This window comes from Cellulosilyticum sp. I15G10I2 (genome assembly GCF_900095725.1).
Classification (GTDB): Bacteria; Bacillota; Clostridia; order Lachnospirales; family Cellulosilyticaceae; genus FMMP01.
Genome location: NZ_FMMP01000020.1, coordinates 33,038 through 58,926, shown reverse-complemented (window position 1 = coordinate 58,926; position 25,889 = coordinate 33,038). Strand labels below are relative to the sequence as shown.

At 37.9% G+C, this 25,889-nt stretch carries 28 protein-coding genes; 1 reads left to right on the top strand and 27 read right to left on the bottom strand.

The annotated features are described in order from the left end of the window. Positions 1 to 3: 3 nt before the first annotated feature. From BN3326_RS17875 to BN3326_RS17755, 25 genes are all read right to left on the bottom strand, one after another. Complete coding sequence (locus tag BN3326_RS17875) at positions 4 to 1,035, bottom strand: LacI family DNA-binding transcriptional regulator (RefSeq protein WP_070000616.1); 1,032 nt, start codon at positions 1,033 to 1,035, stop codon at positions 4 to 6. A 12-nt stretch (positions 1,036 to 1,047) separates the two neighbouring features. Beyond that, positions 1,048 to 3,435, bottom strand: a complete 2,388-nt coding sequence (locus BN3326_RS17870) for a pyruvate formate lyase family protein (protein WP_070000615.1) — start codon at positions 3,433 to 3,435, stop codon at positions 1,048 to 1,050. Between the two features lie 12 nt (positions 3,436 to 3,447). After that, positions 3,448 to 4,317: a glycyl-radical enzyme activating protein gene (locus BN3326_RS17865; RefSeq protein ID WP_242876030.1), complete on the bottom strand. Its 870-nt coding sequence runs from the start codon at positions 4,315 to 4,317 to the stop codon at positions 3,448 to 3,450. A gap of 143 nt (positions 4,318 to 4,460) precedes the next feature. Then, positions 4,461 to 5,249, bottom strand: a complete 789-nt coding sequence (locus tag BN3326_RS17860; protein ID WP_070000614.1) for a hypothetical protein — start codon at positions 5,247 to 5,249, stop codon at positions 4,461 to 4,463. Positions 5,250 to 5,277: 28 nt separating this feature from the next. Then, positions 5,278 to 5,745 (bottom strand): siroheme decarboxylase subunit beta, encoded by a 468-nt coding sequence (gene ahbB / locus BN3326_RS17855; protein WP_070000613.1) that lies wholly within the window; start codon positions 5,743 to 5,745, stop codon positions 5,278 to 5,280. Between the two features lie 3 nt (positions 5,746 to 5,748). Further along, on the bottom strand, positions 5,749 to 6,204 hold the full coding sequence (ahbA, locus tag BN3326_RS17850) for a siroheme decarboxylase subunit alpha (protein WP_070000612.1): 456 nt from the start codon (positions 6,202 to 6,204) through the stop codon (positions 5,749 to 5,751). Positions 6,205 to 6,207: 3 nt separating this feature from the next. Further along, positions 6,208 to 7,197, bottom strand: a complete 990-nt coding sequence (gene nirJ2 / locus BN3326_RS17845; RefSeq protein ID WP_070000611.1) for a putative heme d1 biosynthesis radical SAM protein NirJ2 — start codon at positions 7,195 to 7,197, stop codon at positions 6,208 to 6,210. A 4-nt stretch (positions 7,198 to 7,201) separates the two neighbouring features. Further along, positions 7,202 to 8,365 carry a putative heme d1 biosynthesis radical SAM protein NirJ1 gene (gene nirJ1 / locus BN3326_RS17840; protein ID WP_070000610.1) on the bottom strand — a complete coding sequence of 388 codons (1,164 nt, stop codon included), beginning with the start codon at positions 8,363 to 8,365 and terminating at the stop codon, positions 7,202 to 7,204. Positions 8,366 to 8,524: 159 nt separating this feature from the next. Continuing rightward, a complete protein-coding gene (locus tag BN3326_RS17835) occupies positions 8,525 to 8,968 on the bottom strand; it encodes a cupin domain-containing protein (RefSeq protein ID WP_074463625.1) in 444 nt (147 codons plus the stop codon). A 726-nt stretch (positions 8,969 to 9,694) separates the two neighbouring features. Next, positions 9,695 to 10,930 (bottom strand): ethanolamine utilization protein EutH, encoded by a 1,236-nt coding sequence (locus BN3326_RS17830; protein ID WP_070000608.1) that lies wholly within the window; start codon positions 10,928 to 10,930, stop codon positions 9,695 to 9,697. Between the two features lie 27 nt (positions 10,931 to 10,957). Next, on the bottom strand, positions 10,958 to 11,506 hold the full coding sequence (locus BN3326_RS17825; RefSeq protein WP_070000607.1) for a BMC domain-containing protein: 549 nt from the start codon (positions 11,504 to 11,506) through the stop codon (positions 10,958 to 10,960). Between the two features lie 13 nt (positions 11,507 to 11,519). Next, positions 11,520 to 12,872 carry a 4Fe-4S dicluster domain-containing protein gene (locus BN3326_RS17820; protein WP_070000606.1) on the bottom strand — a complete coding sequence of 451 codons (1,353 nt, stop codon included), beginning with the start codon at positions 12,870 to 12,872 and terminating at the stop codon, positions 11,520 to 11,522. 12 nt (positions 12,873 to 12,884) lie between these two features. Continuing rightward, on the bottom strand, positions 12,885 to 13,163 hold the full coding sequence (locus BN3326_RS17815; protein ID WP_070000605.1) for a EutN/CcmL family microcompartment protein: 279 nt from the start codon (positions 13,161 to 13,163) through the stop codon (positions 12,885 to 12,887). 21 nt (positions 13,164 to 13,184) lie between these two features. Next, positions 13,185 to 13,901 (bottom strand): hypothetical protein, encoded by a 717-nt coding sequence (locus BN3326_RS17810; RefSeq protein ID WP_070000604.1) that lies wholly within the window; start codon positions 13,899 to 13,901, stop codon positions 13,185 to 13,187. 24 nt (positions 13,902 to 13,925) lie between these two features. Next, complete coding sequence (eutJ, locus tag BN3326_RS17805; protein WP_070000603.1) at positions 13,926 to 14,768, bottom strand: ethanolamine utilization protein EutJ; 843 nt, start codon at positions 14,766 to 14,768, stop codon at positions 13,926 to 13,928. 11 nt (positions 14,769 to 14,779) lie between these two features. Then, positions 14,780 to 15,397, bottom strand: coding sequence for a phosphate propanoyltransferase (pduL, locus tag BN3326_RS17800; protein WP_070000602.1), 618 nt, complete (start codon positions 15,395 to 15,397; stop codon positions 14,780 to 14,782). Positions 15,398 to 15,404: 7 nt separating this feature from the next. Continuing rightward, positions 15,405 to 16,166, bottom strand: a complete 762-nt coding sequence (locus BN3326_RS17795; protein WP_070000601.1) for a hypothetical protein — start codon at positions 16,164 to 16,166, stop codon at positions 15,405 to 15,407. A 38-nt stretch (positions 16,167 to 16,204) separates the two neighbouring features. Then, on the bottom strand, positions 16,205 to 16,495 hold the full coding sequence (locus BN3326_RS17790) for a BMC domain-containing protein (RefSeq protein ID WP_070000600.1): 291 nt from the start codon (positions 16,493 to 16,495) through the stop codon (positions 16,205 to 16,207). Positions 16,496 to 16,513: 18 nt separating this feature from the next. Then, on the bottom strand, positions 16,514 to 17,953 hold the full coding sequence (locus BN3326_RS17785) for an acetaldehyde dehydrogenase (acetylating) (protein WP_070000599.1): 1,440 nt from the start codon (positions 17,951 to 17,953) through the stop codon (positions 16,514 to 16,516). Positions 17,954 to 18,008: 55 nt separating this feature from the next. Next, on the bottom strand, positions 18,009 to 18,662 hold the full coding sequence (gene eutL, locus BN3326_RS17780) for an ethanolamine utilization microcompartment protein EutL (protein ID WP_070000598.1): 654 nt from the start codon (positions 18,660 to 18,662) through the stop codon (positions 18,009 to 18,011). 24 nt (positions 18,663 to 18,686) lie between these two features. Further along, positions 18,687 to 19,574: an ethanolamine ammonia-lyase subunit EutC gene (gene eutC / locus BN3326_RS17775; RefSeq protein WP_070000597.1), complete on the bottom strand. Its 888-nt coding sequence runs from the start codon at positions 19,572 to 19,574 to the stop codon at positions 18,687 to 18,689. A 47-nt stretch (positions 19,575 to 19,621) separates the two neighbouring features. Beyond that, positions 19,622 to 20,989 carry an ethanolamine ammonia-lyase subunit EutB gene (locus BN3326_RS17770; protein WP_070000596.1) on the bottom strand — a complete coding sequence of 456 codons (1,368 nt, stop codon included), beginning with the start codon at positions 20,987 to 20,989 and terminating at the stop codon, positions 19,622 to 19,624. A 58-nt stretch (positions 20,990 to 21,047) separates the two neighbouring features. After that, positions 21,048 to 22,478, bottom strand: a complete 1,431-nt coding sequence (gene eutA, locus BN3326_RS17765) for an ethanolamine ammonia-lyase reactivating factor EutA (RefSeq protein WP_070000595.1) — start codon at positions 22,476 to 22,478, stop codon at positions 21,048 to 21,050. Between the two features lie 16 nt (positions 22,479 to 22,494). Then, on the bottom strand, positions 22,495 to 22,917 hold the full coding sequence (locus tag BN3326_RS17760; RefSeq protein WP_070000594.1) for a EutP/PduV family microcompartment system protein: 423 nt from the start codon (positions 22,915 to 22,917) through the stop codon (positions 22,495 to 22,497). Between the two features lies 1 nt (position 22,918). Next, positions 22,919 to 23,269, bottom strand: a complete 351-nt coding sequence (locus tag BN3326_RS17755) for a BMC domain-containing protein (RefSeq protein WP_070000593.1) — start codon at positions 23,267 to 23,269, stop codon at positions 22,919 to 22,921. A gap of 253 nt (positions 23,270 to 23,522) precedes the next feature. Here BN3326_RS17755 and BN3326_RS17750 point away from each other — a divergent pair, with 253 nt between their 5' ends. Further along, entirely contained in the window at positions 23,523 to 24,620 is a 1,098-nt protein-coding gene (locus BN3326_RS17750; protein WP_070000592.1) for a PRK06851 family protein, read from the top strand. Positions 24,621 to 24,678: 58 nt separating this feature from the next. On the opposite strand, the gene BN3326_RS17745 is transcribed toward BN3326_RS17750, so the two are convergent. Next, on the bottom strand, positions 24,679 to 25,263 hold the full coding sequence (locus BN3326_RS17745) for a zinc dependent phospholipase C family protein (protein ID WP_207646367.1): 585 nt from the start codon (positions 25,261 to 25,263) through the stop codon (positions 24,679 to 24,681). 98 nt (positions 25,264 to 25,361) lie between these two features. Beyond that, complete coding sequence (thiW, locus tag BN3326_RS17740; RefSeq protein ID WP_070000590.1) at positions 25,362 to 25,868, bottom strand: energy coupling factor transporter S component ThiW; 507 nt, start codon at positions 25,866 to 25,868, stop codon at positions 25,362 to 25,364. Positions 25,869 to 25,889 lie beyond the last annotated feature (21 nt).

Genomic DNA, 25,889 nt, shown 5'->3' with positions numbered 1-25,889 from the left:
CTTTCACCTCTCTATTAATTCTCCTTTTACAGCATAAACCTTCGCTTTCCATGCCTTAGCTTTTCTATTTTGTTTTAAAAGACACTCATAAACCTTCTGGGAAAGCTCTTGGAATGATTGTCGGTAAACACTTAGTGTAAGAAGCTTCGCCTCTTCTGAATCATCAACTGATGCTATAAGGTCACTTCTGATACCTTGCACTAAAAAAGCTTTTTTTAGTGCAACACCTAGATCCCCGTCTCCGCATATAAAGGCATTTTGCCATATCTTTTCTGCTTTAATCTGCTCTGTAATTTCTCCCATAAGTCTTTGAATAGAGTCTCGTTCTTTCCGTGGTACATGAAATACCTTTGCACAGCCTCCCGAAAATGTTTTAAATGCTCGCTCTCTTTCTCTCACACTTGAAAGCTGAAGGTTATCCCACCCTACATAAGTCAGCTCTACGGCCCCTTTTTGGATAAGACTCTGACAAAGCATCTTAATGGCATCTTGATTATCAAGCAGTACGCAATCAGCATAAGGCGATGGTTCACTCATATCAAAAAAAACAATGTTCATACCAAGCCCACGAAGCCTTCTAATAAGTTCATAATCTACCTGTAAATCCTCTAGCCACACTACAACATTACGTATATTCTTTTGAAAAAGTTTAAAAAGACTGTCTTCTACATTTGAGTGTTTTGGATTTTGCATAAAAAGAACTAAGGAATCATTTTTATCTGCATTTTTTTGAAAATCATCTATAAAAGCTGCAAAGAAAGGATTGGTCGCAGGTGCGAGTAATGCTATAATATCTAAAGTTCCTTTATAACCTGTCTGTTTGAGCTTAACAAGTGTACCGCTTCCTTGCACTCTTTCGATAATGCCGTCTTTTTCTAATAAGGTGAGCGCTTTACGTACAGTCACACGACTTACACCAAGGTTTTCTGATAATGTACGTTCTGGCGGAATATTCTCCCCATCTTGATAAACGCCTCTATAAATGCTTTCGCAAAGTTTATTTTTTAAAGCTAAATAAAGACTGTCATTTTCCATGATGAACCCTTCCTATAACTTTGTAGACTTTAAGTCAAGCCTTTTGATAATATCTTGCTGTATTTCTGGTGATAAATCTAGAAAATTTACAAATGTTCCATGAATACGCATAATATAAACACCGCTTGGTGCATACTTCTTAGGATTTTCAAGTACCTTAATCAAGCGTTCCGGTGTATTAACATTCACATAAAGATAAAAGGGTGCTAAATATATATTCTCTGTATTGAAAAAAAGTGGTGCAATCACTTTATTACGGAACTCCAATCCTTTTTCCTCAAAACTTTCAGACTTAAAGTAACCTGGATCAATCCCAAAGTGTGATGCATATCCGCCGTTCATTTTTTCAAAGGGCAGATGCATAGCTGATAAAATCCTAAAACCCATCCCAGACTCGGCCTCTCCATATAGTGGGTCGATACCATAGCCAAGCATCTCTCTTGACCTTCTGCCATCTGGCGTAGCTCCTACCCAATGTCCATAAAGCAGATGGGTAGATGGGGTACTAAAATCCGGGCGATACGCATTGCCAAGATAATTCTTTTTGCCTTTGATCATATCACTTACCTTAACTGCGATTTCTCTCGCCTCCTGATCAACATTCAAAGTATTATTCCCATACTTTGGGGCGGTTTGCAAATACTGCTGAAGTTCTTCATCCTGTTCAAAATTCGTCTTAAGGGCTTGTATGAGTCTGCCCGCATCTTCTGGTCTTTCTTCTAAAAGTACATCTATAGCTACAAAAGAATCTGCTACAACTGAAAGCCCATGAATAAGACAGCCACTGCCATTGTATTTGGTCCCTTGGGCCTTTGTATCTCTTAGATCAACTCCAGAATCAAGACCTCCCATAAAGGCTGATAAAAAAGGAACTGGCAGCAGCGCCACTGCCTCTGAGGCCTCATTAGCCGCTTTTGTCATCTTATTTATAAAGACTTCTAAATGTTTATAAAAAGCCGATCTTATATTTCTTAGAACATGCAGTGGATCTTTAGACTCTAATCCCAGCTCTTCATATTTAAGGCCAATAGACTTCCCTGTTATTAAAGATTCTCCATTATTAAGAGTAAGTTCCAGTACCTTAGCTAAATTCAGCCAGCTATTTGTTGTATTCCCATTATCTTTACCCATAATCAGAGGTTCTTGGCAGCCAGCTATGGCATAATTTTCCAAGTCATCTTTTTCAATGCCGCTCCCAAAAAGCACTTCAAAGAGTGAATCATCGTTAAACAGTGACGGTGTAAGCACCCCTTCTGTAAAGAAAAATTTTCCAAGCGCTCTGTACAAGGCATCTGGTGTTTTCCGGTGAAGCTTAACGGATAAAATAGGCTGGGGCAGATTAAGTTCATAGAAGGCCTCTAAAAGGGCGTAGGTTGATTCGCTTGTAAGATCTCCGCCTTTACTTGATTTGCCGCCAACCATAATGTTTTGTGAAATGGCCCAGCTTCTGTCTCCTACATTAAAAAACACAAGAAAGTGTTTAAATAGCGCTGAACTCATATTACGGTTTAAATGCTCTGTCATACGATAAGGTTCAAAAATACGATCCGCATTGCCTACCGAAAAAGCAAAAGGATTGGGAGCCTGCTCAAGACACATGACTTCCCATAATAATATAAAAGACTGTATGGCCTCATAAAGGTTACGCGCACCTTTATAAGGCACCCTTAGAAGTGTTTCTTCTATAAGAATAAGTGCTATTTTTCTTTTTCCGTCTGCTTCCTTTTGCAGCTCTTTTGCACATTTAGCATAACGCTCAGCCAGTAATAAAACCGCATCTAAAGTAACCGTCATTGCCTGGTAATACTCTTTTTTTGATGCTTCACACCCACTAACAAGCTGATTATCAATATGCGCCTTAAGTCCTTCCACACCTTTTGAAAGAGCTGTTTGAAAATCAGGTATCAAGTGTCCTGTCACTTGCTCGATAAAAAAGATAGCCTCAGATGTGCTTTCTTCTACTTTTTCATAAGTTTCTTTTAGCCTTTTAACATACGGTGTGGTTTTTGTATAATTTCTTAGAGATTCAATACGTTCCTTTTGGATCGTTTCACTGGGCTCAATATCATTAAATACACTGGTTGGATCACAATATCCAGTAAAAGAATCTACTTTAAATGTAGGATTAATAAGGGCATAAGATCTTGCAAAGGCATCGTTTTGAGTGCCAGCAAAAATAGCATGTTCACTGATAGTAATTGGCATCTCACGGATGATCTCCCTAAGTGTATAAGCAGCTTTAAGTGCAGGACTTAGACTGCTGTATTTCTCATCACACTTCTTAGCTGTTTCTTTAGCTATAAACCATCCATCCAGTCTCTTACGCTTTCTTTCTTCTTCAAAAAGATTGACTGCCATTTCATGCAATTCATTTTTTGTATAAAGCATTTCAATACTCATTATTTCCCCTCCCTAGGTTTGGATCATTAAAAGATCATTATTTTTAAATACTTCTTCATATAAAATTCTGGTTTTAGTATCTATATAAGCATCCTGCATCGTATACGCCATGCCACACTGTTGCCATTTTACTTTGCCGTATTCATGATAAGGCAGACATTCAAAGGAGACACGTTGTGTTTGATATTGCTTAAAAAATGACGCGAAGTTTTCCGCATCCTTTTTGGCGTCATTAAAATCTTTTATAAGAGGTATTCGTATCAGTACACTCGGATGAAGGCTTAGGGCTTTTTTAATATTTTCTTTGATCATGTGATTAGACAGGCCTGTTACCTGTCTATGTTTCGCCTCGTTATAATGTTTAAAATCCATAATCAGCTGATCTATAAAAGGAAAAAGGCTCTCAAGATTTGGGTGTGTCGCATTCGTCTCAATGGCAGTATGTATCCCTGATGCCTTTAAACTTTTTAGTATTAACTTAAGGGCCTCAAACTGAAGGGTTGCCTCCCCACCACTAAATGTAACGCCTCCACCGTCATAAAAAAGAGGGGTACTTCGTTTCGCTTCTTCAATTATTTCATCTGCTTCATAAAACTTATAAGAAAGACGTATTCCTCGGGTCCTATGCAGCGTAATACATTCCTTTAACTCACATACATTACAAATACTTCGGTTAATCTTTTTTTGATAGATAGCCTTTAAAGGACATATGGTATCAATAAGATAAGGCTCATCAACCATCAATGTACCATTAGGTGCTATCCCCTCTGGATTGGCACACCAGGGACAATGCATATTACATCCCTGCAGATGATATACCAAACGATTGCCAGCGCCGTCCTGAGAATAGTTAAATCCTTTCTGAAAAACTTTTATTTTCACCTGCGTCCCCCTTTTCCCCAAATAATTAAATCTTATATTGGTATTATATTATAATACCAATTACGAGTCAATATAAATAGGGGATTCAATGAACTAATCATTGAATCCCCTATTTATATTAACACTATGTAATTTTCAGCTTATTACTTATCATTTTTTGCTTCTAACCACAACATATAAATACTATTTGCTAAAATAATTCCTATCCCAAAATAAGCAGCGATTTGAACTACGGCATACTGCCCTTCATATACTGTTCTATGATTAATAAGAATTCCAAGCAAAGCCCAAGCGATGACAAGTGCATAGACTGGATCATGATATTTCCATATAAAAACGAGCGCAAGCCCCAAAGCTACCATCATCATAATAACTGTCCAAAATACTTCAGGAAGTCCAAATCCATTCCAGCCTATAGAAACTAAAAAAGCTGTTATATTGGCTACTGTAGCAACTGTAATCCAACCAAGATAAACGCTGAATGGTAATTTTAAAAATATATACTGTGATCGGGTAAGATCTGAAGGTATACTAGAATAAATCTTAATTAATAAAATGAGTAAAAGAATCATGACCAAAACAGAAATAAAAATATAATCATAATGCCAGGCAAAAAGCCAAGCACTATTGGCAAAACATGTTCCTACAAAGAGCCACCCTATTTTGACAAGTCCAAGCTTTTCTACTTCCTTAGGCTGATTAAGCTTACAAACGGTATAGATAACAAATAATAATAATAGCGTATAGATAACGCCCCATATAGCAAATGTAATGCCTGCAGGTACAAAAAGATTAGGATACCTCTCGGCGACTTCCTGAGTGGTAACGCCGTTTAATGGCAGCAGTGAAGCTAGCAAATTTACTACAATCATCATAATATAGGCTAGAATCATTGCTGCCTGCAATATATAGTTTTTAGAATTCTTACTCATAATAATACATCCCCTTTTACTTACTAGATTATTCATGAAAATATTTCATACTGCTCTTTTTGAGCTCTTTTGTACTGTATAATATTTCATAATGATTAAGGTGTACTAATTCTGCAATGTGTTTAATAATCGCTTCGCAAGCTTTAAATTCTGTTGAATGAATCATCGTATAAATATTATAAGGCCAATCTGGTAAAGGGGCTCTTTGGTAACAGTGGCTTACTTCTTCAAAGGAGACCATAAATGCTGTAACCTGAGCTATCTGGTCTTCTGGCACCTGCCACACAACCATAGCATTTGCCTTAACGCCTGCTGCTCTATGGTGCAAAATAGCGCCCATCCTTCGTAACTTTTGCTGTTCCTTTAATACCTTAATTTTATCTAATAATACTTGTTCCAAAATGCCTAGTTCACTTGCTAGCTGTTTATAAGGTTCTTTAACTAGAGGTAAGTCCTCTTGGAGTTTTCTGATAATGGCTTTTTCGAGTTTATCCATGGACTATGATCCCCCTAAGTTAAAATTGACGCGGATTTTAAATGTTTTAAGAGCATCTAACACCATAATATCACTGATTCCAGATAAATGTTTAATTTCACTAAGTATACGCTCCATATCTATTTCAGAAGGTGTTATTAAAGTAAACCATATATTATATTGATGATTTCTTAAGTAATTATGTGTGACACCCTGATAACTGTTAATAATACTTGCTGTTTCTTCAACCCGGCTTTCTTCTACCTGCATCGCACATAACCTGCTGGTGTACCCTAAACTTCTAGAGTCAAAAATACCACCAAGCCTTCGGATATAGCCTGTTTCTTTAAGCTGTTTAATAAGGCTGATTACCTCGTCTTCTGTCATCCCAAGCACATTCGCTATAGCTAAATAGGGTCTTGTTTCTATTGGAAAATCTGTTTGAATTACATTGATCAGCCTTATAGCTTTATCTTCCATTTTTCACCTTCCTCCATCAAACATACATAATGTTTCTTCACCCATATAGTCTCCTTCATTATAATACGCAGCTCTAGCACGGCATCCGCCGCACAAGCTTTTATAAATACAGCTGCCACATTTTCCTTCATACTCTAGCGTACGCAGTTTCTGGAGAATACTATTAGTCTTCCAAATTTCACTAAACGGATTCAGTCTTATATTATCAACAGGGATATCCAGATAGGCACAAGGCTGAACATCCCCTTTAGGATTAATAATACAGTAGCTGATGCCTGCTAAACAGCCTTTTGAAAACCTAAATGAAACCCCTTGCTCCTTTGCAATGCGCATAAATTGTGGGGCACAGGTAGGTTTGACTTCTATTTTAATTTGCTTTTGCTTTTGTACAATGTTTGTAAGTAAGGTCTCATACTGCTCGGCATTTAGAAATTCTTCTTCAATGTTGGCTCCGCGGCCTGTAGGTACTAAGAAAAAAATGTGATGTGCCACTGCACCCATCTTAACTGCAAAATCAGTTATTTCAAGTACCTCTTTATAATTCCACTCCATGACTGTTGTATGTATTTGAAATCCAAGGCCTGCTTGTTTGCAGTATTCCATACCACGTACTGCCCATTCCCAAGCATATTGCAGTCCTCTAAAATCATTATGCTTGATAGGGTTCATACTGTCTAAGCTGATCCCTATACCCATAGCGCCCGAACTTTTAAGCTTATACGCTATTTCTTTTGAGATAAGCGTACCATTGCTCCCAAGTACCGGTCTTAGTTTAAATTTTACAGCATGCTGTATGAGCTCAAAAATGTCAGGTCTTAAGAGCGGCTCACCTCCAGAAAATATCATGATCTTAAAGCCAGCTTTAGCTATTTCTTCAATAAGCATTTTGGCTTCATCGGTATTTAATTCTTCTGGGTGGGCTTCTTTAGCATCTCTATAACAATGCTTGCAGCTCATATTACACTTATTAGTTGTATTCCAAGATATTATCATTTTATCACCGCCTTATTTCTTCATCAGTTAAATAACATGCTGGATCCGATGCCCAAAAGTCCCCAGTGACAGCCTCTGCTCTTACGCGTAAGTTCCCATTACAAATATCAAGCCACTTACACTGACTACATCTGCCCCTAAGCAGCTTTTTTCGGTCTCTTAGACTCATAGCCAGAGCATTTTCTGGGCTATGCCATATTTCACTAAACTTTCGCTCTCTTACATTACCAAAATGATGATGCTGGGTAAACTGATCTGGATGTACACTGCCCTTGTAATCAATATTTGCAAAAGCCATTCCTGATCTGTTGCCGCCATTCATAGTCAGCAATTTTGAAACCTTATGGGCAAGTTCTGGATGATTTTTTTTAACCTGCAGATATAAATAAGCTGCATCTGCATGATTATCTACTGTTAAAATCTCAACCTTATCTCTGAGTTTAAGTGCCTTTTTCATAATCAAATCCATAGCCAAACGCTTTTCTTCTGGGGTAATATCTTCTTCTATCATCTTGCTTCCTCTTCCGGAGTAAGCTAAATGATAAAAACATACTCTAGGGATGCCCTCTTCTTTTATAAAATAAAAAATATCCTCTAACTGATCATAGTTACTCCGATTAATCGTAAATCTAAGCCCTACTTTCTGCCCAATATCCAAACAATTTCTTATACCGTCTGCCGCTTTATCAAAGCTTCCCTGCACACCTCTAAAGATATCATTATTTACACCTAAACCATCTAAACTAATCCCTACATAACTGACACCCCTTTGTTTTAAATGCTTAGCTGTTTCTTTATCTATTAATGTTCCATTCGTTGAAACCGTGGTACGTATATTTTTTTCTCTTGTATATTCTAATAACTCAAATAAATCCTTTCGAAGTAGTGGCTCTCCCCCAGAAATAAGAAGGACAGGCACTTTAAGACTTGCCAGATCATCAATAAGTGCTTTAGCTTCCTCTGTATCTAATTCCTCTTTAAACTGCTCAGGTTTTGAGTCTGCATAACAATGTTTGCATTTCAAATTGCATGTATTGGTACAATTCCAGACTACTACGGGTCCCAGTTCCCGACTTACACCCCATTGTGCATCTTTTGCCCCATGGGTATAACGCAGACTATCACCAAAATGCTCGCTTCCACATAAAAGTTTAGTAATTCCGATCATCGCCGTATCCTCTCTGATATATTTCTATTTATTATAAAATATACTTAAATATAAGTCTAATATATACTTTATCATCATATGTACTTATTTAATAGAAATATGATCAGTTTCACTTAAAAGGATGGCTTCTATAAAAAGCCACCCTTCAACTACTTAATTCTATTGTTGCTGCCAATTTGCTGGATAAACTACATATAAAAATCTTGCGAAGCCAGGTGAACTAAAAATAATATCACTGTTTTTAGGGATAAAAATCACATCTCCCTTTTCACCTCTTATGGTGTTACCATTAATAATTATTTCTAGTTCTCCCTCAATAATATAATCTATTTCATCATAATTAAGTGTCCACTCAAAATGACTTTGATCCATCTCCATAATGCCGCATCCAATCCTTGGGCTTTCTTCTAGTGTTAATAGATCTGTTAGAAAAACCTTATCTCCCTTTTTGCCAGTATCAAAGGGTTCTGGGCAAACAGTACGTGCCTGAACGGCTATAACACCACTCTCATCTTTATGTTTAACGATTGGTTCTTCGTGGACTTTAAGTTCTACTACTACTTTAGTAATGATTTCTTTTAACAGCTGTTCACTTATTTCCAATTTATCTCCCCCATTCATTTTTACTTGTTTAATAACTTTCTCTCATGTTCCTAAGAGGAGTCAGTGAACTCTTTCAGTTCTCACGCCTCCCCACCAGACTGTCCGAAACTACCGACGACAATCTTTATAAACTAAGTATCTATAGAAGGTTCGCAAGGCAAGCTGGGACACCTTACGTCTTTCCCGCCTCCCACAGCCAAACCCGAGTCAATCCGTAAGGTGCCCCAGCTTGCCTTGCTAGTATACTAAACTTACAGATTAAAGACCTAATAAAATCAACTGATATTAGATTAAATTTTTTCATAATCATAAGCATATCTATAGTAGAGCATAGCGAGGTAGGCCTGAGATGTTTTCTAGCTAGTCTCGGGTATGGCAGTGGCAGACTGTCCGAAAACTATAATCACTTGGCTTTTTCCGAAGATTAGCATGGGGATTTTAGGGTGCGGAAGCTGCCTCTGGAGCAGTTCGTTAAGAAAATCTTGGTGGTTTTTTCAAATGGTACTTAGCTCGCACTGTTTGAGCGTATGCGAGTTTGCGGCGTTCATTTGAAAAAAGCGCCTAGATTTTTAGAAATGCGTAAGTGAGCAGCTGGAGTACCCTAAAATTCTCATGCGGACCGCCTTAAAAGCCTAAAATTGTAGTTTTTGGACAGTCTGGTGGGTAGGCGGGAAAGACAAAAAATATCTCAGGCCTGCCAAGCGAACCTAACAAGAGGACTTCGTTTTATTCTGTCACCTCTTGAGATGCCTGTACTTTAGATAATAATTTAGGCGCAAGAATGGCTGCAAGGATAACCGCTGTAATACCTGCTGTAAGCTTACCTAAAACGACTGCAAAAATCATATCTGGATTAACCCCAGCTGTAAATCCAAGATGATCACCAAATACAAAAGCTGCTGCTACGGCAAACGCAACGTTTAGGATTTTGCCTTTTGGATCCATTTCATGCATGATGTTAAACATAGGAATATTATTAGCAAGTGTGGCTACAAATCCCGCTGAAGCCTTTTCTCCAACACCAAGCATTTTTCCAAATTTCATAAGTGGTTTTGCAAAGTTTTTTGTAATAAAGTGTACCATTGGGAATGCACCGATTAATACGATTGCAATAGCGCCTACTATCATAATACCTTCTTCAAGAGGCACGCTCCCCCCATTTTTATCAGCATCTACCATCACGTCAAAAAGTGGAAATCTAATGCCTGTTTGATATTGAAATACAGCGATTGCTGTACCAATTGTAATAATAATGGTAATCGCATTACCAAACTTCATAAAACCATTCATCATCTTTGTAGGTCTAAACCATAGTCCAATGGCAATAAGGCCTGCAATAATCATAACAGGTACAAGGTTAATAAGAATTTCACCCATACTTATCTTATATTGTGTCATGTTCATAGTAAGTCCGCCCACTATACATCCAATTGGGATTGTAATGAGACCGACTAGAATACCACATGCCAAATAAGGTCTGTCTTCTTTTTTGATAATTGATAAAGCTACAGGGATAGTAAATACAATGGTTGGTCCCATCATAGCGCCTAAAATGAGTCCTGCAAAGTTACCTATAACTTCATTATCCCCAGCAAGCTGCATAGCAAGAGGGTATCCCCCCATATCATTTGCTAAAAGCGTTGTTGCAAACATAGCTGGATTTGCGCCAAGCATCTGATAAACCGGTGCAATAATAGGCTGTAGTAAAATCCTTAAAACCGGTGCTAATGCAACGACGCCTATCATTGCAATAGCCAGTGGACCCATAGCATTAAAACCATCATCAAACTTTTCGCCATAACCTCTTTTATTCCCTCTAACTTTATCAATGGCACCTACTACCATGAAGATCATCATCATGACCATAATAACCATATTAACAGACATATTGCTTAGAAACTCTTGAAATGATGTTGTAAACACACCCCAATTAGTGATATTTTGAATTAATTCATTAAACATATCGCACTCCCCCTACTCTTATAAGTTTCAAATGAGTGACGCCATGAGTTCTTTGGCTGGTCTTGGAATAACTGTACTTGTAACCATATAGCCATCCTCTTTGCCAAGCTTCTCACCTGCTTCTATCGCAGCCCGTATAGCGCCTACCTCTCCCGTTACAATTACAACGCCTTTTCCTCCTATAGCATAGCCTATCTTAAGTTCTGCCAGTTGAACTTCAGCTGCTTTTACCATTTCATCAGCTGCCTTTATTGCTGAAGCGATACTATAAAACTCTATAACCCCTACAGCATCCTGTAATTGTACTTCATTCGTACCATTTAAAGCAGGAATAAGCTGTGGATGTACATGGGGTATTCTAAGTTCATTCACTACATACTCAGCACCTTTTTTAATTCCATCTTCTATAGAAGCCTTAACACTTCCTGTATCTCCAGCAATGAGTACCATATACTTCCCTGGACATAGAGCAGAGGCTCTAATAAGGTTAACACTTGCAGCCTTTATCATTTCATCACAGCATTCTATACCTTTGGCAATACTTGTAAATTCTATAAGTCCTATCGAACGCAGCATATCTTTCCCCCCTCTATTCTTGTGCCTCAATAACGATATAATCACCAACTTCTGCAATACAGCCATTTATACTTGCATGACTATTTGCGCCTAATGCCGCCTCTGGTATCTGTGCAATGAGCTGACCTTCTTCAACCCTATCCCCCACTTGTACAATAGGCTGACTTGAAACCCCTATATGCTGTTTCATAGGAATTTTTACACGTTGTGGTGTAAATGTAACCACATGCTCTAAGCTTTCATGGCTATAGTAAGTCTGAAGCCCTAACCTTAACATGAGTTTAGATGTCGGAACCTTCTTATAAGCTCTTTCAGAATCCACTGGTTTTAAAGGATTTTGGGGTATCGTTAGTTTCATCTGCGTTAAACGTGATTTTATGTAACTATTTGCCCGTCTTGGCGAGAGCATCATTGGACAGCTATAGAGTTCACATAGCCCGCATTCCGTGCAGTTCACGGCACTTCCAAAAGTTTTGATATACTCGTCATCATTTGCCATCTGCTCTTCCCTATAGATATTCCGCATGATTAAATGTGGTTTTACACTATGGCCTAGGACTTCTCTTGGACATAAATCGGTACACATGCGACACTGAATACAGGCACTTTTGCTGATATTCTTTATCCTTCTTATAGACTGTATCCCTTTTGTAATGAGATGATGATCTTTAGGTACTATAAGTATATTGCCATCTGTTTTTGTGACAACAGCTTCACTTGCTTCTTCTTTAGAACTGTAGATTTTGCCCATCATCGGTCCGCCCATAATTATCCCATAATCCTTTTCGAGAGGGGCTGCCTCCTCAATACATGCGCTCACCGATGTTCCTATTGGTACCCTAAGAATCACTCTATTTTTCACTGCCCCAACTACTGAGAGATACTTATGGGTGACACTTACTCCTTGTCTTTTTGCATCATAAACTGCAAGTACAGTTCCCACATTATTAACTACTGCCCCTACTTGAAGCGGAATATTTCTTTCTGGCACCACTCGGCCTGTTATCTCATAGACAATAACTTGTTCATCCCCAGCAGGATAAAAGCTCTCCATTTCAAAAATTTTAACCGTGGACTTAGCTTCTTCAATAGCTTGCTTTAGACATCTTATTTCTGTTTCATACTTTTTCTTTATGGCAATATACTTTTTGGCTGCTCGAATATTTCTTGCAATCCAGTCTATTCCTCGAATCAGCTCTTTTGCTCTTTCTCTTATAAGATATTTGTCTACTTCCAGAAGAGGTTCGCATTCTGCAGCGTTTACTATAAAATATTCTGCCTTTACACTCAGCTTTACATGGGTTGGAAATCCGGCACCACCACTGCCTACTATCCCAGATGCCTTTATGATCTCTGTAAATTGCATGCTATTTCCCCCTTAGAATATATCCATAATCTCTTCTCCATCAATGATGCCTACAACTGATACATCGATAGGCGTTTGACTGTCTCCGGCAGCGTGCCTTGCTGAACTTCCTGTTACCATAATAACTTTTTCTCCTATTCCAGCACCAATCTGATCCGCTGCAATCAGCGGCATTTGTTTTTCATTTTTATCATTATAATTAATTGGCATAACAATAAGTAATTTAATCCCTGTCAGCCTTTCATCTTTTCTGGTTGCCCATACGTTGCCTATTACTCTTCCAACAATCAAGGTGATGCCTCCTTTTATAACTCATCCACTTTGCTCAAGTATGAGGATGTTATGGCTCTGGATAGAGTCTTTTGCTAACTGCGTAATAATAGCTTTTGGTATAACTTCAATTGCCTTTACGCCATTTCGTACTGCCTCTTGAATTTCTCTCTCCGTTATTAATCTTTTATTTATTTTAAATGTGCTGCACTTAATTTCAGGCATTTTAGCATTTTGCAAAGATATAACTTTCTGTTCATTTTCGCCTTCTTTTTCGATTTCTCTATTTAATTTCTGAGCGGCTAAATGAAGCGCTATGTTCTTTTCACAAGCTACTACTACCCCGCACTTTTTAAGAAATTCTAGGTGCTCCATAATCTTATTAAAATAAAGACTTGGTGCGCTCTTTTGATACTTGAAAATTTCTATTTCTTCTTTTACACCTATAACTTGTTTTCCTTGTAACAGTGCTTCACTTGCCAGTTTTAGATAAGAAGTATCATTACATCCATTTGCAAGTTTATAAAGTACATCATTCGTTAGGTCAAAAAGAATAACTGTTTTTATCCCTTCTAATTGATCTTCTTTTTCTGCCACAGGTCCACAAGCAGCACCAAATTCATCATACTTTTTCACTAACTGCTGACATCTTGTGCTGTGACTTTGAGTTAATAAAAGTACTTCTGACTTTTTTTCTATCTGTTCCATATACCGTATTACTTCTCTAGTTACCTGATCAACAATATCATTAAACGCCATCCTACCACCTACTTATTTTCAACTTCATTGATATAGCGATACTGGCATAAAAGGTATACAACTCATGGCAATGCCAGTAGGTGTTACTAAAAATGGATTTTCGGGTTTTACAGTTGTAAGGCCTGCTGCTTTTTCAAAAACACCTTCGATGCCGCTTAAACAACAGGTTCCGCCACACATATAAATGGTATCAATGGTATAACCCTTCGTGTGTGTCTTAACAATCTGTGCCATTTTCTCAACAACCGGTTTGACGACAGGTAAGATCTCCCGGTGTCTTTTAGAATCTGTTTTAATTTTTTCTGCCTCTTCCAGGCTTATCTTGTAATTTCCAGCTAACACTAAAGATAGGTGGGTTCCTCCTGTAGGCTCATCGGCTACATAGGTTACTTTTGAATCTTCAAATATAGCAAGACCAGTAGTCCCTCCACCTATATCTACAACAACCCCATCCCTTATATTCAGTACATTATTAGCAGCTGTAGGTTCATCCAGTACGTATGTAACTTCCATTCCTGCTCCCTCTACAACATAACTATGGGTCCTTGTACTGCTTTCTGTCCCTGGCGGCATAGCAATAGCTGCATGTATGAGTTCTACACCTAGCCGCTTTTCGAGTTTAGCCTTAAGTTCTTTTACAATGGTAAGTGCCCCTGTATAATCTACAACAACACCATCTCTTAAAACACTCGCAAATCTAAGCTCAGCTGCCACTGGCTTGTTATCTTCATCTAATACCACCATGACAATATACGCTGTTCCCAGATCTACACCTACTTTTAATTGCTTTCCTTTAACATAATAAGTTGTTGTTAAAGTTTCTTCTACTTTATCTATCAATGCTTTTACGCGATGTGCATCATACATAATTTAGCCCCTTATCCTATTATTTTTCCCAATGTAAAGCTCCCTACGTCCCCCGCATTGGCTTCATCTGCATCTATGTGCATTCTAAATGAGTAGTTTTCACTTATTCTTACAACTACATCTTTGAAAACAACAGGTCTTTTAGACAGCAACTCCACCCAGACACACTGCTTATCATCAAGTAATAGTTGTTTTGCTTCTTTAGGCGTGATATGTATATGCCTCTTAGCAATAATCACACCTTCTGATATTTCGGTTGTACCACAAGGGCCTATTATCTGTATCCCCGGCGTACCGCTTAGATCTCCAGACTCTCTTATGGGGGGATTGATCCCCAATACAAAGGTATCTGTTTTTGAAATTTCTATTTGCGTTTTATCTCTTATAGGTCCTAGTACAGCTACTTTTTCAAATCTCCCCTTTTGTGATACAATACTTACGCGCTCCTTACATAAATATTGACCAGGCTGGGAAAGTGGCTTTACCGCCTGAAGCTGATAATCTTGGCCAAACAGTTTTTCCACATCCTTCTGACTTAAATGGATATGCCTGGCTGAGATTTCTATTTGCACCAATCTTTCTGCTGTTAATGCCTCTTTTACATAACCTGCAACTTCTTGGATATTCATCGTCCACCTACTTATTGTAATGATTCGCTAAAACCATACACATCATAATATGCATAACACTTGAGAGTCTGTTTAACGTAAGTACAATACTCGGCCCCCAACTATCTCTTTTCATATCAATTGCCCAAATGGCTAATAACTCAGCTTCCCTTATCATAGTTCTTATTTGATTCAGTCTCGTATAAATAAGTCCCATCTTATAATGGGGCAAGGTCATTTGTTTAATCTGAAAAAAATTTTCTGGATAATGAGATCTATCCCTTATCTCATTTGCTGTAAGCCCAAGCACCCTCACATCGGGAAGCTGTTCTTCTAATACTTCCGCTCTTAGAATACTCCGACTGACACTAAGCACCTCATCCAAATCATTTAATATCGGACTTAAACTATCCTTACTATAAATTTCTGCCTGTGTCACTATAATAAGTGCCTGCAAACTATCCATCTTTCCTCTAAAAACTATGCGTGGATGGTTTTTAGTCACCAGCTTATTATCTGCAATCTGTGTCATAGCTTCTGGCTTTTCATTATAAACAGCCCCCGTCTCATAATCCTCATAAGTTTTTCTGGACATTTCTTTTTGCACTGCCTTATTTTGTTCTTCTATGCGCGGCACTTCTTCTTTATCTTTATAAACAACTTTAATTTTCTTTTGACTTAGATATTCCTTTGCTGCAGGAGACAATATTTTCTGAGCTGGTACATAGTATACCTCAGGTACTTTCCCTTTTAATTCATCTCTTAAAGATATCTCAGTAATTACCCTCACTATACCATCTCCTCTCCTTGTTTATTTTCACATAACCTTTATTTCGCACCATCTAAAACAGGCAATATAAACTCTACTTCATTATGAGGTCTTGGAATAACATGAACCGATTTCAGTTCGCCTACGCGGTCTGCCGCTGCTGCCCCTGCATCCGTAGCTGCTTTAACAGCGCCTACATCGCCTCTTACAAAAACAGTTACAAGTCCGCCCCCTACGTGTTCTTTACCAATAAGCGTCACGTTTGCTGCTTTAACCATTGCATCTGCGGCTTCAATTGCACCTACTAAGCCTTTTGTTTCAATCATTCCTAATGCTTGTTGATTACTCATTATCAATTCCCCCTGTTTTTATTTTAAATTTTTTAAAATTTCCATGACTTTCTCCGTTAATGCCTCTAGATCTATTTCCTCTGACTTTTTAGGTATACCCTCTACCTCATAGGCCTCTTTTACACCATAAGCTGTATGTTTAATATTAATAAGATGAAGCGGCGTCACATTATCACTTGTTGCTGACCCCCCTATGGCCCCGCAGCCAAGTGTTAATGCCGGTGCTAAATGGGTAGTTGCTCCAATGGCGCCATGGGTACTTGGTGTGTTTACTAATATTCTGGAAGCTGGTTTTTTCAGTGCAAACTCCCGGATAATACTTTCATCTTGTGAGTGAATAACCAAACTATGGCCAATCCCCCCAAACTCAAGGATCTCTATGCATCTCTCACAGGCTGATACCCAGTCTTTCTCTACATAGAAAGCTAAAACTGGGGAAAGTTTTTCAATAGAAAATGGATAGTTTATTCCTACCCCTTTTTCCTCATAAATAAGTACTCTCACCTCTTGGCTTAAGCTAAGCCCCGCGATCTTAGCGATGGCATTGGCACTTTTTCCTACAATAGCTGCATTAAGCTTACCACCAGTCTTCATAATCACTTTACCTACTTTTTGTGCTTCTTCTTCATCTAAAAAATAGGCTCCTTGTGCAATAAGTTCAGTCCTTACGGTATCCTTAATACAGTCTTCTGTTACAACCGCCTGTTCTGAGGCGCAGATAACCCCATTATCAAAGGTTTTACTTACGAGTATTCTCTCTACAGCTTTTTTAATGTCTGCGCTTTTTTCAATAAAGGCAGGTACATTTCCTGGACCTACACCTAGAGCTGGTACCCCTGATGAATAGGCTGCTTTCACCATGTCCTTTCCTCCTGTTGCAAGAATAAGATCTACGTTTTTCATAAGTTCACGCGTTCCTTGCAGCGTTGGCATGCTCATGCACTGAAACACATCATCCGGTGCTCCTGCTTCTTTTGCCGCCCGAGTTAATATCTCACAGGTTTTTGAGATAACGCCTCTTGCTGATGGATGAGGGCTAAGAATAATGCTGTTAGCCGATTTCATAGCAATTATGCACTTATAGATGGCAGTGGAGGTGGGATTAGTTGATGGAATAAGTCCAGCAACTACACCTACTGGCACAGCGATTTCTAAAAGCTTTTTCTCTTTATCTTCATGTATAACACCTACAGTCTTCATATCCTTAATATAGTCATGAAGAATTTTTGAAGCAAAGTAATTCTTGGTAACTTTATCTTTATAAACACCAAAGCCTGTTTCTTCTACTGCGAGTTTGGCAAGTTCCTCAGCATGGGCCACCGCGGCTTTTACCATTTGTTCTACTATGGTATCTATTTGCATCTGTGAAAACTGACTCATCTTCTTGGCAGCTACTTTAGCTTTTTTTATCATCTGGCGTACTTCTTGTATCGATAACAAGTCTTGATCATAGAGCATAATTTACACCCTTTCCAGCCTAGCTTATGTATTTGATGACTATCTTTTAGTTAACTTAGAACTTCGTCGCATTTTCTGCGCAGTAAATAACTGCATCAGCAAATGCTTCACAAGCTGCTTTACAAGCTGACTGTGACCCTGTCATAAATCCGCCCGAGAAGTTTGTTTCTGATGGTGGTTCAAAGTATTTAACTAACTTAACATCGGCAGCTTTAAGAGCTGCATCTAATGCATAAGTCGCTTCTAGGGGCGGTGCAATAAGATAAGCAATAGGCTGGCCTTCTGGTATTCCTGCTGCTTCTGATAAATAAGACCCTGTACGGGATATACACTGTGCATAATAAACAACAGAATCATCATCATTAGCACTATAAAAACAAGCGTCATTATTAATAAATTCAATAGCTGCATTAAGACCGCTTTTTACTTCAGCCGGATTAGAGCCTGATAACATGCCAATAAACTCTCCGGAAAATTTTTGACTTGCATTTGCAGCCCCAGCATAAAAAGATTTTGCAAGAACTACTTTTACATCTGCTTTTTTAGTTGCTTCATCCAGCGCAGTGTAACCTACATCATCACTATCTGTTGTTAAAAAGCCTATGCTTCTATGCCCCTCTGGCAGTTTCCATTCTTCTGCAAGTGATGCACTCACATTGGGTATAACTTTTACTGCTAATACGCTTCCTCTTACTTGATCATGTTTCACGCGATTTACCCCCTTTAATTCTCTCTAAATTTTTAAATCTAAGCCAGATGCCTTCTGTTTAATCATCTCATGAATAATATCTGCAATATGAGCTCCCGCTTCAGCTGCTGGCGTTCCACCTGAATGAATATTGGAAACAACAGTTCTGCCTGACTCTGACATACCTACCTGCCCTTTATAAGTCATATAAGCGCTCATTGATTCTCCGGTGGCAAGACCTGGTCTTTCTCCTATTAAGACAACTGTTACCTCTGCATCGAGTGCTTCTGTAATAACATCCATCGCACCTACTCTTCCGTATTTTACAAAAAAAGGTGTTCCTACGTCATAGCCATATGTCTTAAGCCCTTGCATAATAGAAGGCATCACAGTTTTTAAATTGGCTATTAGTGCTGTACTTGAAAGTCCATCTGAAGCATAGATTTGTACCTTTGGGCTCTTTTTACACTGCGACTTAATAAGCTTCAAATTTTCTTCGTCAAATTTTCGGCCAAGATCTGGTCTTGTAAGGTATTGATCCCGGCTTTCGCACATTGTTTGTACTTCAAATAATCCATTGGACTTTATAACTTCTTCCGGGACATCTGTAAAAACTGCATCCATTGCTACGGCATGGTCTGCTCTAAAACGGAGCATTGTTTCTGTTTTATATCTAGTACCAGCTCTATACACACCTAGTCTTGCTGATGTCTTAGCTTTAAGTCTAAGGTATTCCTCTTTATTTTCAGCTTCAGGTACTGCAAGATATGTCTTTAGATTAACCTCAGTAATATCTGGAATATCTTCTTCCTCCAGTTTGTCTGTTACTTCTATACTAGGACATACATTACTGTTTTCTGCTTGATTTTTTTCTATCATCTCACCTACAATCCGAGCAACAATTTCCTTTAATTTGTCCTCTGAGAGTGCCATTGACTTTCCCCCATTCTTTAATTCTTTTATTTTAACCTGCTATTTAATTACTTCATAAATACAGAGGCATCCCCAGCCCTTGGTCCAAGCTTTCCATTTGGTAATAAAAAGCCCATCTCAATACACCATGCTTCAAATTCTGGAATAGGACGTAAGCCTAAAAGCTGTCTAAGTGTAGGTGTTTCATGGAACCCTGTGCATTGGTAGTTAAGCATAATATCATCCCCGCAAGGAACTCCCATAAAATAGTTGCATCCTGCTGTTGAAAGTAAAACAGCTAGATTCTCAATATCATTTTGATCAGCTTTCATATGATTGGTATAGCAAGCATCACATCCCATTGAAATACCCGTTAATTTTCCCATAAAATGATCTTCAAGGCCTGCTCTTATAACCTGTTTAGAATCATAAAGGTATTCCGGTCCAATAAAACCTACTACAGTATTAACAAGAAAAGGATTATAGCGTTTTGCAAGTCCATAACATCTCGCTTCCATTACGACTTGGTCTGCTCCAAAATGTGCTTCACTGGACAACTCCGAACCTTGCCCTGTTTCGAAATACATAACATTAGGACCTATACCAGTCCCTTCTCTTAATAAAAGATCCTTTGCTTCATCTAACATTTTAACCGTTACCCCAAAAGCTTCATTACCCTTCTGAGAACCTGCTATACTTTGAAAACAAAGGTCTGATGGTGCGCCGGCTCTTATAGCTTCCATTTGTGTTGTTACATGTCCAAGTACACAGCACTGCGTAGGAATGTGCCATTTTTCTTTAAATTCATAAAACATTTTTAAAATACGTCCTACATTTGCAGGTGTATCATCTACAGGATTAAGACCTATAACTGCATCACCAACCCCATAAGTAAGTCCCTCCATAACAGAAAGCAGCACCCCATCTAAGTCGTCCGTTGTATGATTGGGCTGAAGTCTTGCTGATAATGTACCAACTCGCCCTATTCTTGTGTTACACTCAGCTTCTATTCTAATCTTTGAAGCCCCGTAAATTAAATCTAAATTACTCATGAGTTTTGCTACACCTGCAACAACTTCTGAGGTAAGGCCTCTAGTTATTCTTGTAATTTGATTAGAGGTTGTTTGGTCATCCAGAATAAATTCTCTTAAATCTGCAATAGTCATGTTTTTGATTTCACTGTATATTTTCTCGTTAACTTGATCTTGAATCACTCTTGTCACTTCGTCATGCTCATAAGGTACAACAGGATTATTTCTAAGGTCTCCAATTGTTAAATGAGCCAACACTTCTTTTGCTGCTACTCTCTCAGTTGTTGACTGCGCTGCTACCCCAGCTAACCGGTCCCCTGATTTTTCTTCATTTGCCTTTGCCAACACCTCGGTGATAGATGCAAATTCATAACACTTACCAAAAAGTCTACTCTTAAGCCGCATCTGTTTCACTCCCCCATTCTTAAAATTAATGATTATTATGCATTGCATTCTTTTTTCTTTAGCTAAAGATAAGTGTTTTAACAACAACCGGAAGTACTCTGCCATTCATAACAGGCATCCCTATATCTATGTAGTCTCCTCCCGATACATCTATAGCATCAATACAGACAATATCTTTTTCTTTTCCAAGCCTTACTTGCAGTGCTTGACCTAAGACCTTGGCCATATCTTGCTCAATAATAATAATAAGTGGCTGCTTGGAGTCGATAATTCCCTCCATCGCCTGTGTTATTTTATCTGCATATTGCTGTACCTCATCAAAAGTAATATTATGTATACCCTTAATAGCAAGAGCAGCCAAATGCTCTCCCTCTTCGGCACCGTACCAACTAAGCATTTTTTTTACCGCTTTTTTAAAAAGTATGCAGGATAACTTTTCATCTTCTGGATTTAGCTTAACAATAGGGATCATTTTGATTGGAAAAATATCTTTTGAATAAGTGATGGTACTTCCTGAAATCTCAGTAGAATACATACCAGCTCCAATAACGGTAGCACGAATCGTCTCTATTGGCTCTAATATTTGATAGGTACTGTTTGAAAACACCTCTCTTAAGACTTGAGACAGCAGTACCCCTATGTCATTAAACCTTTCATTGTCGTCTGTCTGGTGATAAAAACAATACCCAACACCACCCGAAAAAGTAATAGCGTTAATAGGCATGCTATGACTTAAACCATGGTCTGTAATCATAAAATGCCTAGCATCTTGGTCATGCCATATACTGTGTAAAGTTTGAGCGATAGTTTCTGCCATGCACTTACATACTTTATTTAAATCATGAGGATCAGCCTTTTCACCTATTTTAAGAGGAATGGATTCTTGCGCACAAAGTTTTTGAACTTTGGGAGCAATATAACTTATTTCTGTTGTATGGGGCTTGAATCTTATGAGCCTTCCCCCTATATCTAAACAAGCTGTGTCTACAGCCTGGCCTTCTTTAAATACAGCTATGTTGGTCGTACCGCCGCCTATATCTACATTGGCAACTGCCTGATGTCTTTGCATAGAGTATAAGGCTGCCCCCGCCCCTTTACCTGCTATAACGCCTTCTAATTCAGTTCCTGCTGTTGCCACGACAAAATCTCCAGCCATTCCACTCATAATCTCTACAACAGCTTTCGCATTTTCTTTTCTAGCTGTTTCTCCTGTAATAATCACTGCACCAGTAGTTATATCTTCTGTTCTAAACCCTGCTAGGCTATATTCATGTTTAATCATGTTGGCTATGGCTTTTTCATCGATTATAGTCTCTGAGGTAAGCGGTGTCATATAGACAGCACCGCTATAAACTATTTCTTTTTCTGTAATCGCGATACGTGGTACAGCATAAGCACTCGCCATATTCTCTATTTTAAATTTGCTAAATACAAGCTGAGTGGTAGATGTCCCTATATCAATACCTACACTAAAAATAAAATCAGTCATTTTATGCCTCCTAAGCCTACTCTAACAGTGCCGCTATCTCTTTAATTCCTTGTTTGTAGTAAGAGCTTGTAATAACTACCTTTTGTGCACCCGCTTGTTTAAGGTACTCTAAAGCTCTATTTGTATCTGCATTCTTTTGATCAGCCTTAGTTACTATACCTAGGACAGGTTTTGTAAACATACTCGCAAATCCTTCCGGAAACCAATTATCACAACTTGCAGCATCTACTATCAGACAAATAATATCTGCTTGTATGGCTGTTACAATAAGGGCCCGATATAAACTTCTGTTTTCTAAATACTCGCCAGGCATATCAATAAATTCATCTATGTAATGGATCGTTTGTGTTTTTATATATTGCTGCGGTAAATTTTTAATAGCTTGTATCAATGTGGTTTTGCCGCTTCCACTTTTTCCTATTAGCATCACCTTTTTCATCTTAGGACCTCGTGATCTCTACTGTATCAAAATGCATTCTGCCTTTAAACATACTCATGACAGCCTCTAAGGATGCTGCTACACTTGAATTTTCTCCTACAATAACAACAGACCCTGAGAATCTATCGATAAAGCCAATTTTTACACCTGCGGCCTTTGTACATAAATCTCCTGCTATAATGGCTGCTTCTGAAGGGGTAATTGTAAGTATACCAATGGCTTCATTATATTCATCAGGTAGTCCTAATTTTTTATAAATGACTTGGTCTGGCTTAGCAATAATATGCATAAGGGTAATCTGTTTTCCTGGAACATATTCTTGAATCGTTCTTATTTTTGTATCCTCTGCCATTTTTTACCTCCTCAAGCTTGTTTATAAAAGTATATTCTCCTTGTCCTTATAATAGTCCTCTAGCATAGAAAATAGTGCTATTATCATTCAACAATTGATGTCTTTCTCTTGGCATGGGTTTAGGTTGGCTGTACAATATAGTTTTATTCCGCAGCATAGATCAATTTCAATAATTTTCCCTATTGCAGTAGCACTAAATAAAGTTGTATCAACATACTATATTTATACCTAACATTACTTAAGGAGTACATTTATGTCTGGTCAGGTTAAAAACTATTATGCTGCTGCAAATACTGCAAAAGGCTGTCAAAAGCTTTTTGAAAGTAATATTAAAGATCTAGATAAGTTGTTTATTTTACAAGGGGGGCCTGGTATCGGCAAGTCTTCTCTTATGAAAAAAGTGGGTAACACTATGTTAAAAAAAGACTATGCTATTGAGTATCTGCATTGTCCTTCTGATAATGGTGCTATAGATGGGGTTATTATTCGTACACTTGGGGTGGGTATTGTAGATGGCGCAGCTATTTATCCAATGGAACCACAAGCACCAGGTGCTATAGAAGAATATATTAATCTTAATGCTGCTTGTGACTGCGATAAGTTAGCTCTAGATAAGGCGGAACTCGTTGACTTAAAGACACGAATAAATGCCTGTTATCCTATGGCTTATGATCAATTTAAACAAGCTCTTCTAATTCATGATGAATGGGAAAAAATCTATATAGATAATATGGATTTTAAAAAAGCTGATGAACTGACACAGCTGGTTATAGCTAGGATTATAGGTGAAATAAGCTATTCTAAGAAGAGTGTTATACGCCATCGTTTTTTTGGTGCTTCTACGCCAAAGGGACCCGTTGATTTTGTGCCACTTATTACTCAAGACCTTTCTAAAAGATATTTTATAAAAGGCAGGCCTGGTTCTGGGAAATCCACTATGTTAAAAAAAATATTATTAAAAGCCGAAAGTTGTGGTCTTGACGCAGAAGTTTATCATTGTGGCTTTGACCCTAACAGTTTAGATATGATCCTTCTGCCAGAGTTAGATTTATGTCTATTTGACAGTACTGCGCCCCATGAATATTATCCTGAACATATGAGTGATGAGATAATAGATATGTACCACGAAATTATTACACCTGGAACAGATGAAAAATATAAGGCTGACATAGATGCTATTAAAGCACGTTATAAAGATTGTATTCAAACAGGCATTAACTATTTAGCCCAAGCTAAGACTTTACATGATGCGCTGGAGAAGTATTATACAGAGGCCACAGATTTTAGTATTATAAATGAAATCTATGGCGAACTTATTGATAAAATAATTTTAAAAAAAGTTTCACAATAAAAATGGGATGTTCTGTAAAAAGCATATAAAGACTGCTTTTACGGAACATCCCATTTAGTTAGATAATCTCAGTTTGTAAAAAATCATAAGCTACGCCAATAGTCGGTACTTCTATTTTTGGCACTTGTATAAATGCTGCAAGTTGCTTTACGATACAAATCGCTGTATTAACAGCATAATGTATATCTTTATCAATACTATGCGCTCCATCATTATATAAGGCCAGGCGCCCATTTATTGTGTCCTCAATAGTTTCACCACACACTTGATCAATCACTTTAATATCTCCCATGATACATTTTTTAATAAAACTAAGTTCTAAAAAATGTTCATAAGCTGTATGCTTTGCTATACTTACTATATTTTTTTGTTTTCTATAAGGCTCTGTATGATATAAACAATGATAGTCACATATAAAGTGTGAAATCACACCTAATGCCACCGAAAGTGATTTAACAGACATAGGCGTAATCATAATATGTTCACAGTACTTTACAAGATCCTCTAAACTTTGATGTGAAAAATGCGGCCAATCTATAACACCTGGATTAACATCAGGCTTAATATTGCCATATACGTAATGGAAATAATCTAGTTTGATTGCCATTTGTGAAGTAATTTCTTTATATAATACGTTTGCCATTAGCAAATGAGTTGTAATATGCATTGGATCACCCTTTCTCTATTACTATAATACGATCCTTGCATTATTACTAGAGTAAAATATAGGTTAAGTTCAAATTAAATACCATTTTCTTTGCGGAGTACCTTAATAACCTTTGTGCGATCCATGATACTTATTATGATAATTGCAACTACGCCTCCTACTGCTGAGCTTATTCCAAAAGGTATAATAAACCCAAATAAGGCTGCCTGTCTTCCCATTAATAACACGGCTATTGGATATGCCGCAAGTGCCCCAATAATACCAGTACCTACAAGTTCTCCAACAAAGGCAAAAACTAATTTTTTACTTTTAAGAAATAATAATCCCGCAAGCAGTGCCCCAAACATACTGCCTGGAAAAGCGAGCAGCGTTCCTGTTCCTAACATAACTCTAATAATTGAAGTACAAAATGCAACACCTACCCCGTACCAAGGTCCTAATAAAACCGCTGTTAAAACATTAATAAGATGTTGAATCGGAAAACATTTCGCTGCACCAATAGGAATATAAAAGGTAGAGCTTGTTACTGCCAATGCAATTAAAATACCTGCCAAACAAATTTTCTTTACTTTGCTGTTCATAATCTAAACCCCTTTTCTATA

What these genes read in the sequence shown, in the direction of transcription:
- BN3326_RS17755 (WP_070000593.1), bottom strand. Translation starts at nt 23,269, where the DNA reads ATGGCAGAGGATACAAAAATAAGAACGATTCAAGAATATGTTCCAGGA.
- BN3326_RS17760 (WP_070000594.1), bottom strand. Translation starts at nt 22,917, where the DNA reads ATGAAAAAGGTGATGCTAATAGGAAAAAGTGGAAGCGGCAAAACCACA.
- BN3326_RS17820 (WP_070000606.1), bottom strand. Translation starts at nt 12,872, where the DNA reads ATGCAATTTACAGAGATCATAAAGGCATCTGGGATAGTAGGCAGTGGT.
- eutC (WP_070000597.1), bottom strand. Translation starts at nt 19,574, where the DNA reads ATGGCACTCTCAGAGGACAAATTAAAGGAAATTGTTGCTCGGATTGTA.
- BN3326_RS17860 (WP_070000614.1), bottom strand. Translation starts at nt 5,249, where the DNA reads ATGAGTAAGAATTCTAAAAACTATATATTGCAGGCAGCAATGATTCTA.
- BN3326_RS17745 (WP_207646367.1), bottom strand. Translation starts at nt 25,263, where the DNA reads ATGGCAAACGTATTATATAAAGAAATTACTTCACAAATGGCAATCAAA.
- thiW (WP_070000590.1), bottom strand. Translation starts at nt 25,868, where the DNA reads ATGAACAGCAAAGTAAAGAAAATTTGTTTGGCAGGTATTTTAATTGCA.
- eutJ (WP_070000603.1), bottom strand. Translation starts at nt 14,768, where the DNA reads ATGTATGATGCACATCGCGTAAAAGCATTGATAGATAAAGTAGAAGAA.
- BN3326_RS17750 (WP_070000592.1), top strand. Translation starts at nt 23,523, where the DNA reads ATGTCTGGTCAGGTTAAAAACTATTATGCTGCTGCAAATACTGCAAAA.
- BN3326_RS17830 (WP_070000608.1), bottom strand. Translation starts at nt 10,930, where the DNA reads ATGTTTAATGAATTAATTCAAAATATCACTAATTGGGGTGTGTTTACA.
- BN3326_RS17770 (WP_070000596.1), bottom strand. Translation starts at nt 20,989, where the DNA reads ATGCGGCTTAAGAGTAGACTTTTTGGTAAGTGTTATGAATTTGCATCT.
- ahbB (WP_070000613.1), bottom strand. Translation starts at nt 5,745, where the DNA reads ATGGATAAACTCGAAAAAGCCATTATCAGAAAACTCCAAGAGGACTTA.
- BN3326_RS17810 (WP_070000604.1), bottom strand. Translation starts at nt 13,901, where the DNA reads ATGGCGTTTAATGATATTGTTGATCAGGTAACTAGAGAAGTAATACGG.
- BN3326_RS17875 (WP_070000616.1), bottom strand. Translation starts at nt 1,035, where the DNA reads ATGGAAAATGACAGTCTTTATTTAGCTTTAAAAAATAAACTTTGCGAA.
- BN3326_RS17825 (WP_070000607.1), bottom strand. Translation starts at nt 11,506, where the DNA reads ATGCTGCGTTCGATAGGACTTATAGAATTTACAAGTATTGCCAAAGGT.
- nirJ2 (WP_070000611.1), bottom strand. Translation starts at nt 7,197, where the DNA reads ATGATAATATCTTGGAATACAACTAATAAGTGTAATATGAGCTGCAAG.
- BN3326_RS17785 (WP_070000599.1), bottom strand. Translation starts at nt 17,953, where the DNA reads ATGCTCTATGATCAAGACTTGTTATCGATACAAGAAGTACGCCAGATG.
- nirJ1 (WP_070000610.1), bottom strand. Translation starts at nt 8,365, where the DNA reads ATGATCGGAATTACTAAACTTTTATGTGGAAGCGAGCATTTTGGTGAT.
- eutA (WP_070000595.1), bottom strand. Translation starts at nt 22,478, where the DNA reads ATGACTGATTTTATTTTTAGTGTAGGTATTGATATAGGGACATCTACC.
- BN3326_RS17790 (WP_070000600.1), bottom strand. Translation starts at nt 16,495, where the DNA reads ATGAGTAATCAACAAGCATTAGGAATGATTGAAACAAAAGGCTTAGTA.
- BN3326_RS17870 (WP_070000615.1), bottom strand. Translation starts at nt 3,435, where the DNA reads ATGAGTATTGAAATGCTTTATACAAAAAATGAATTGCATGAAATGGCA.
- pduL (WP_070000602.1), bottom strand. Translation starts at nt 15,397, where the DNA reads ATGAATATCCAAGAAGTTGCAGGTTATGTAAAAGAGGCATTAACAGCA.
- ahbA (WP_070000612.1), bottom strand. Translation starts at nt 6,204, where the DNA reads ATGGAAGATAAAGCTATAAGGCTGATCAATGTAATTCAAACAGATTTT.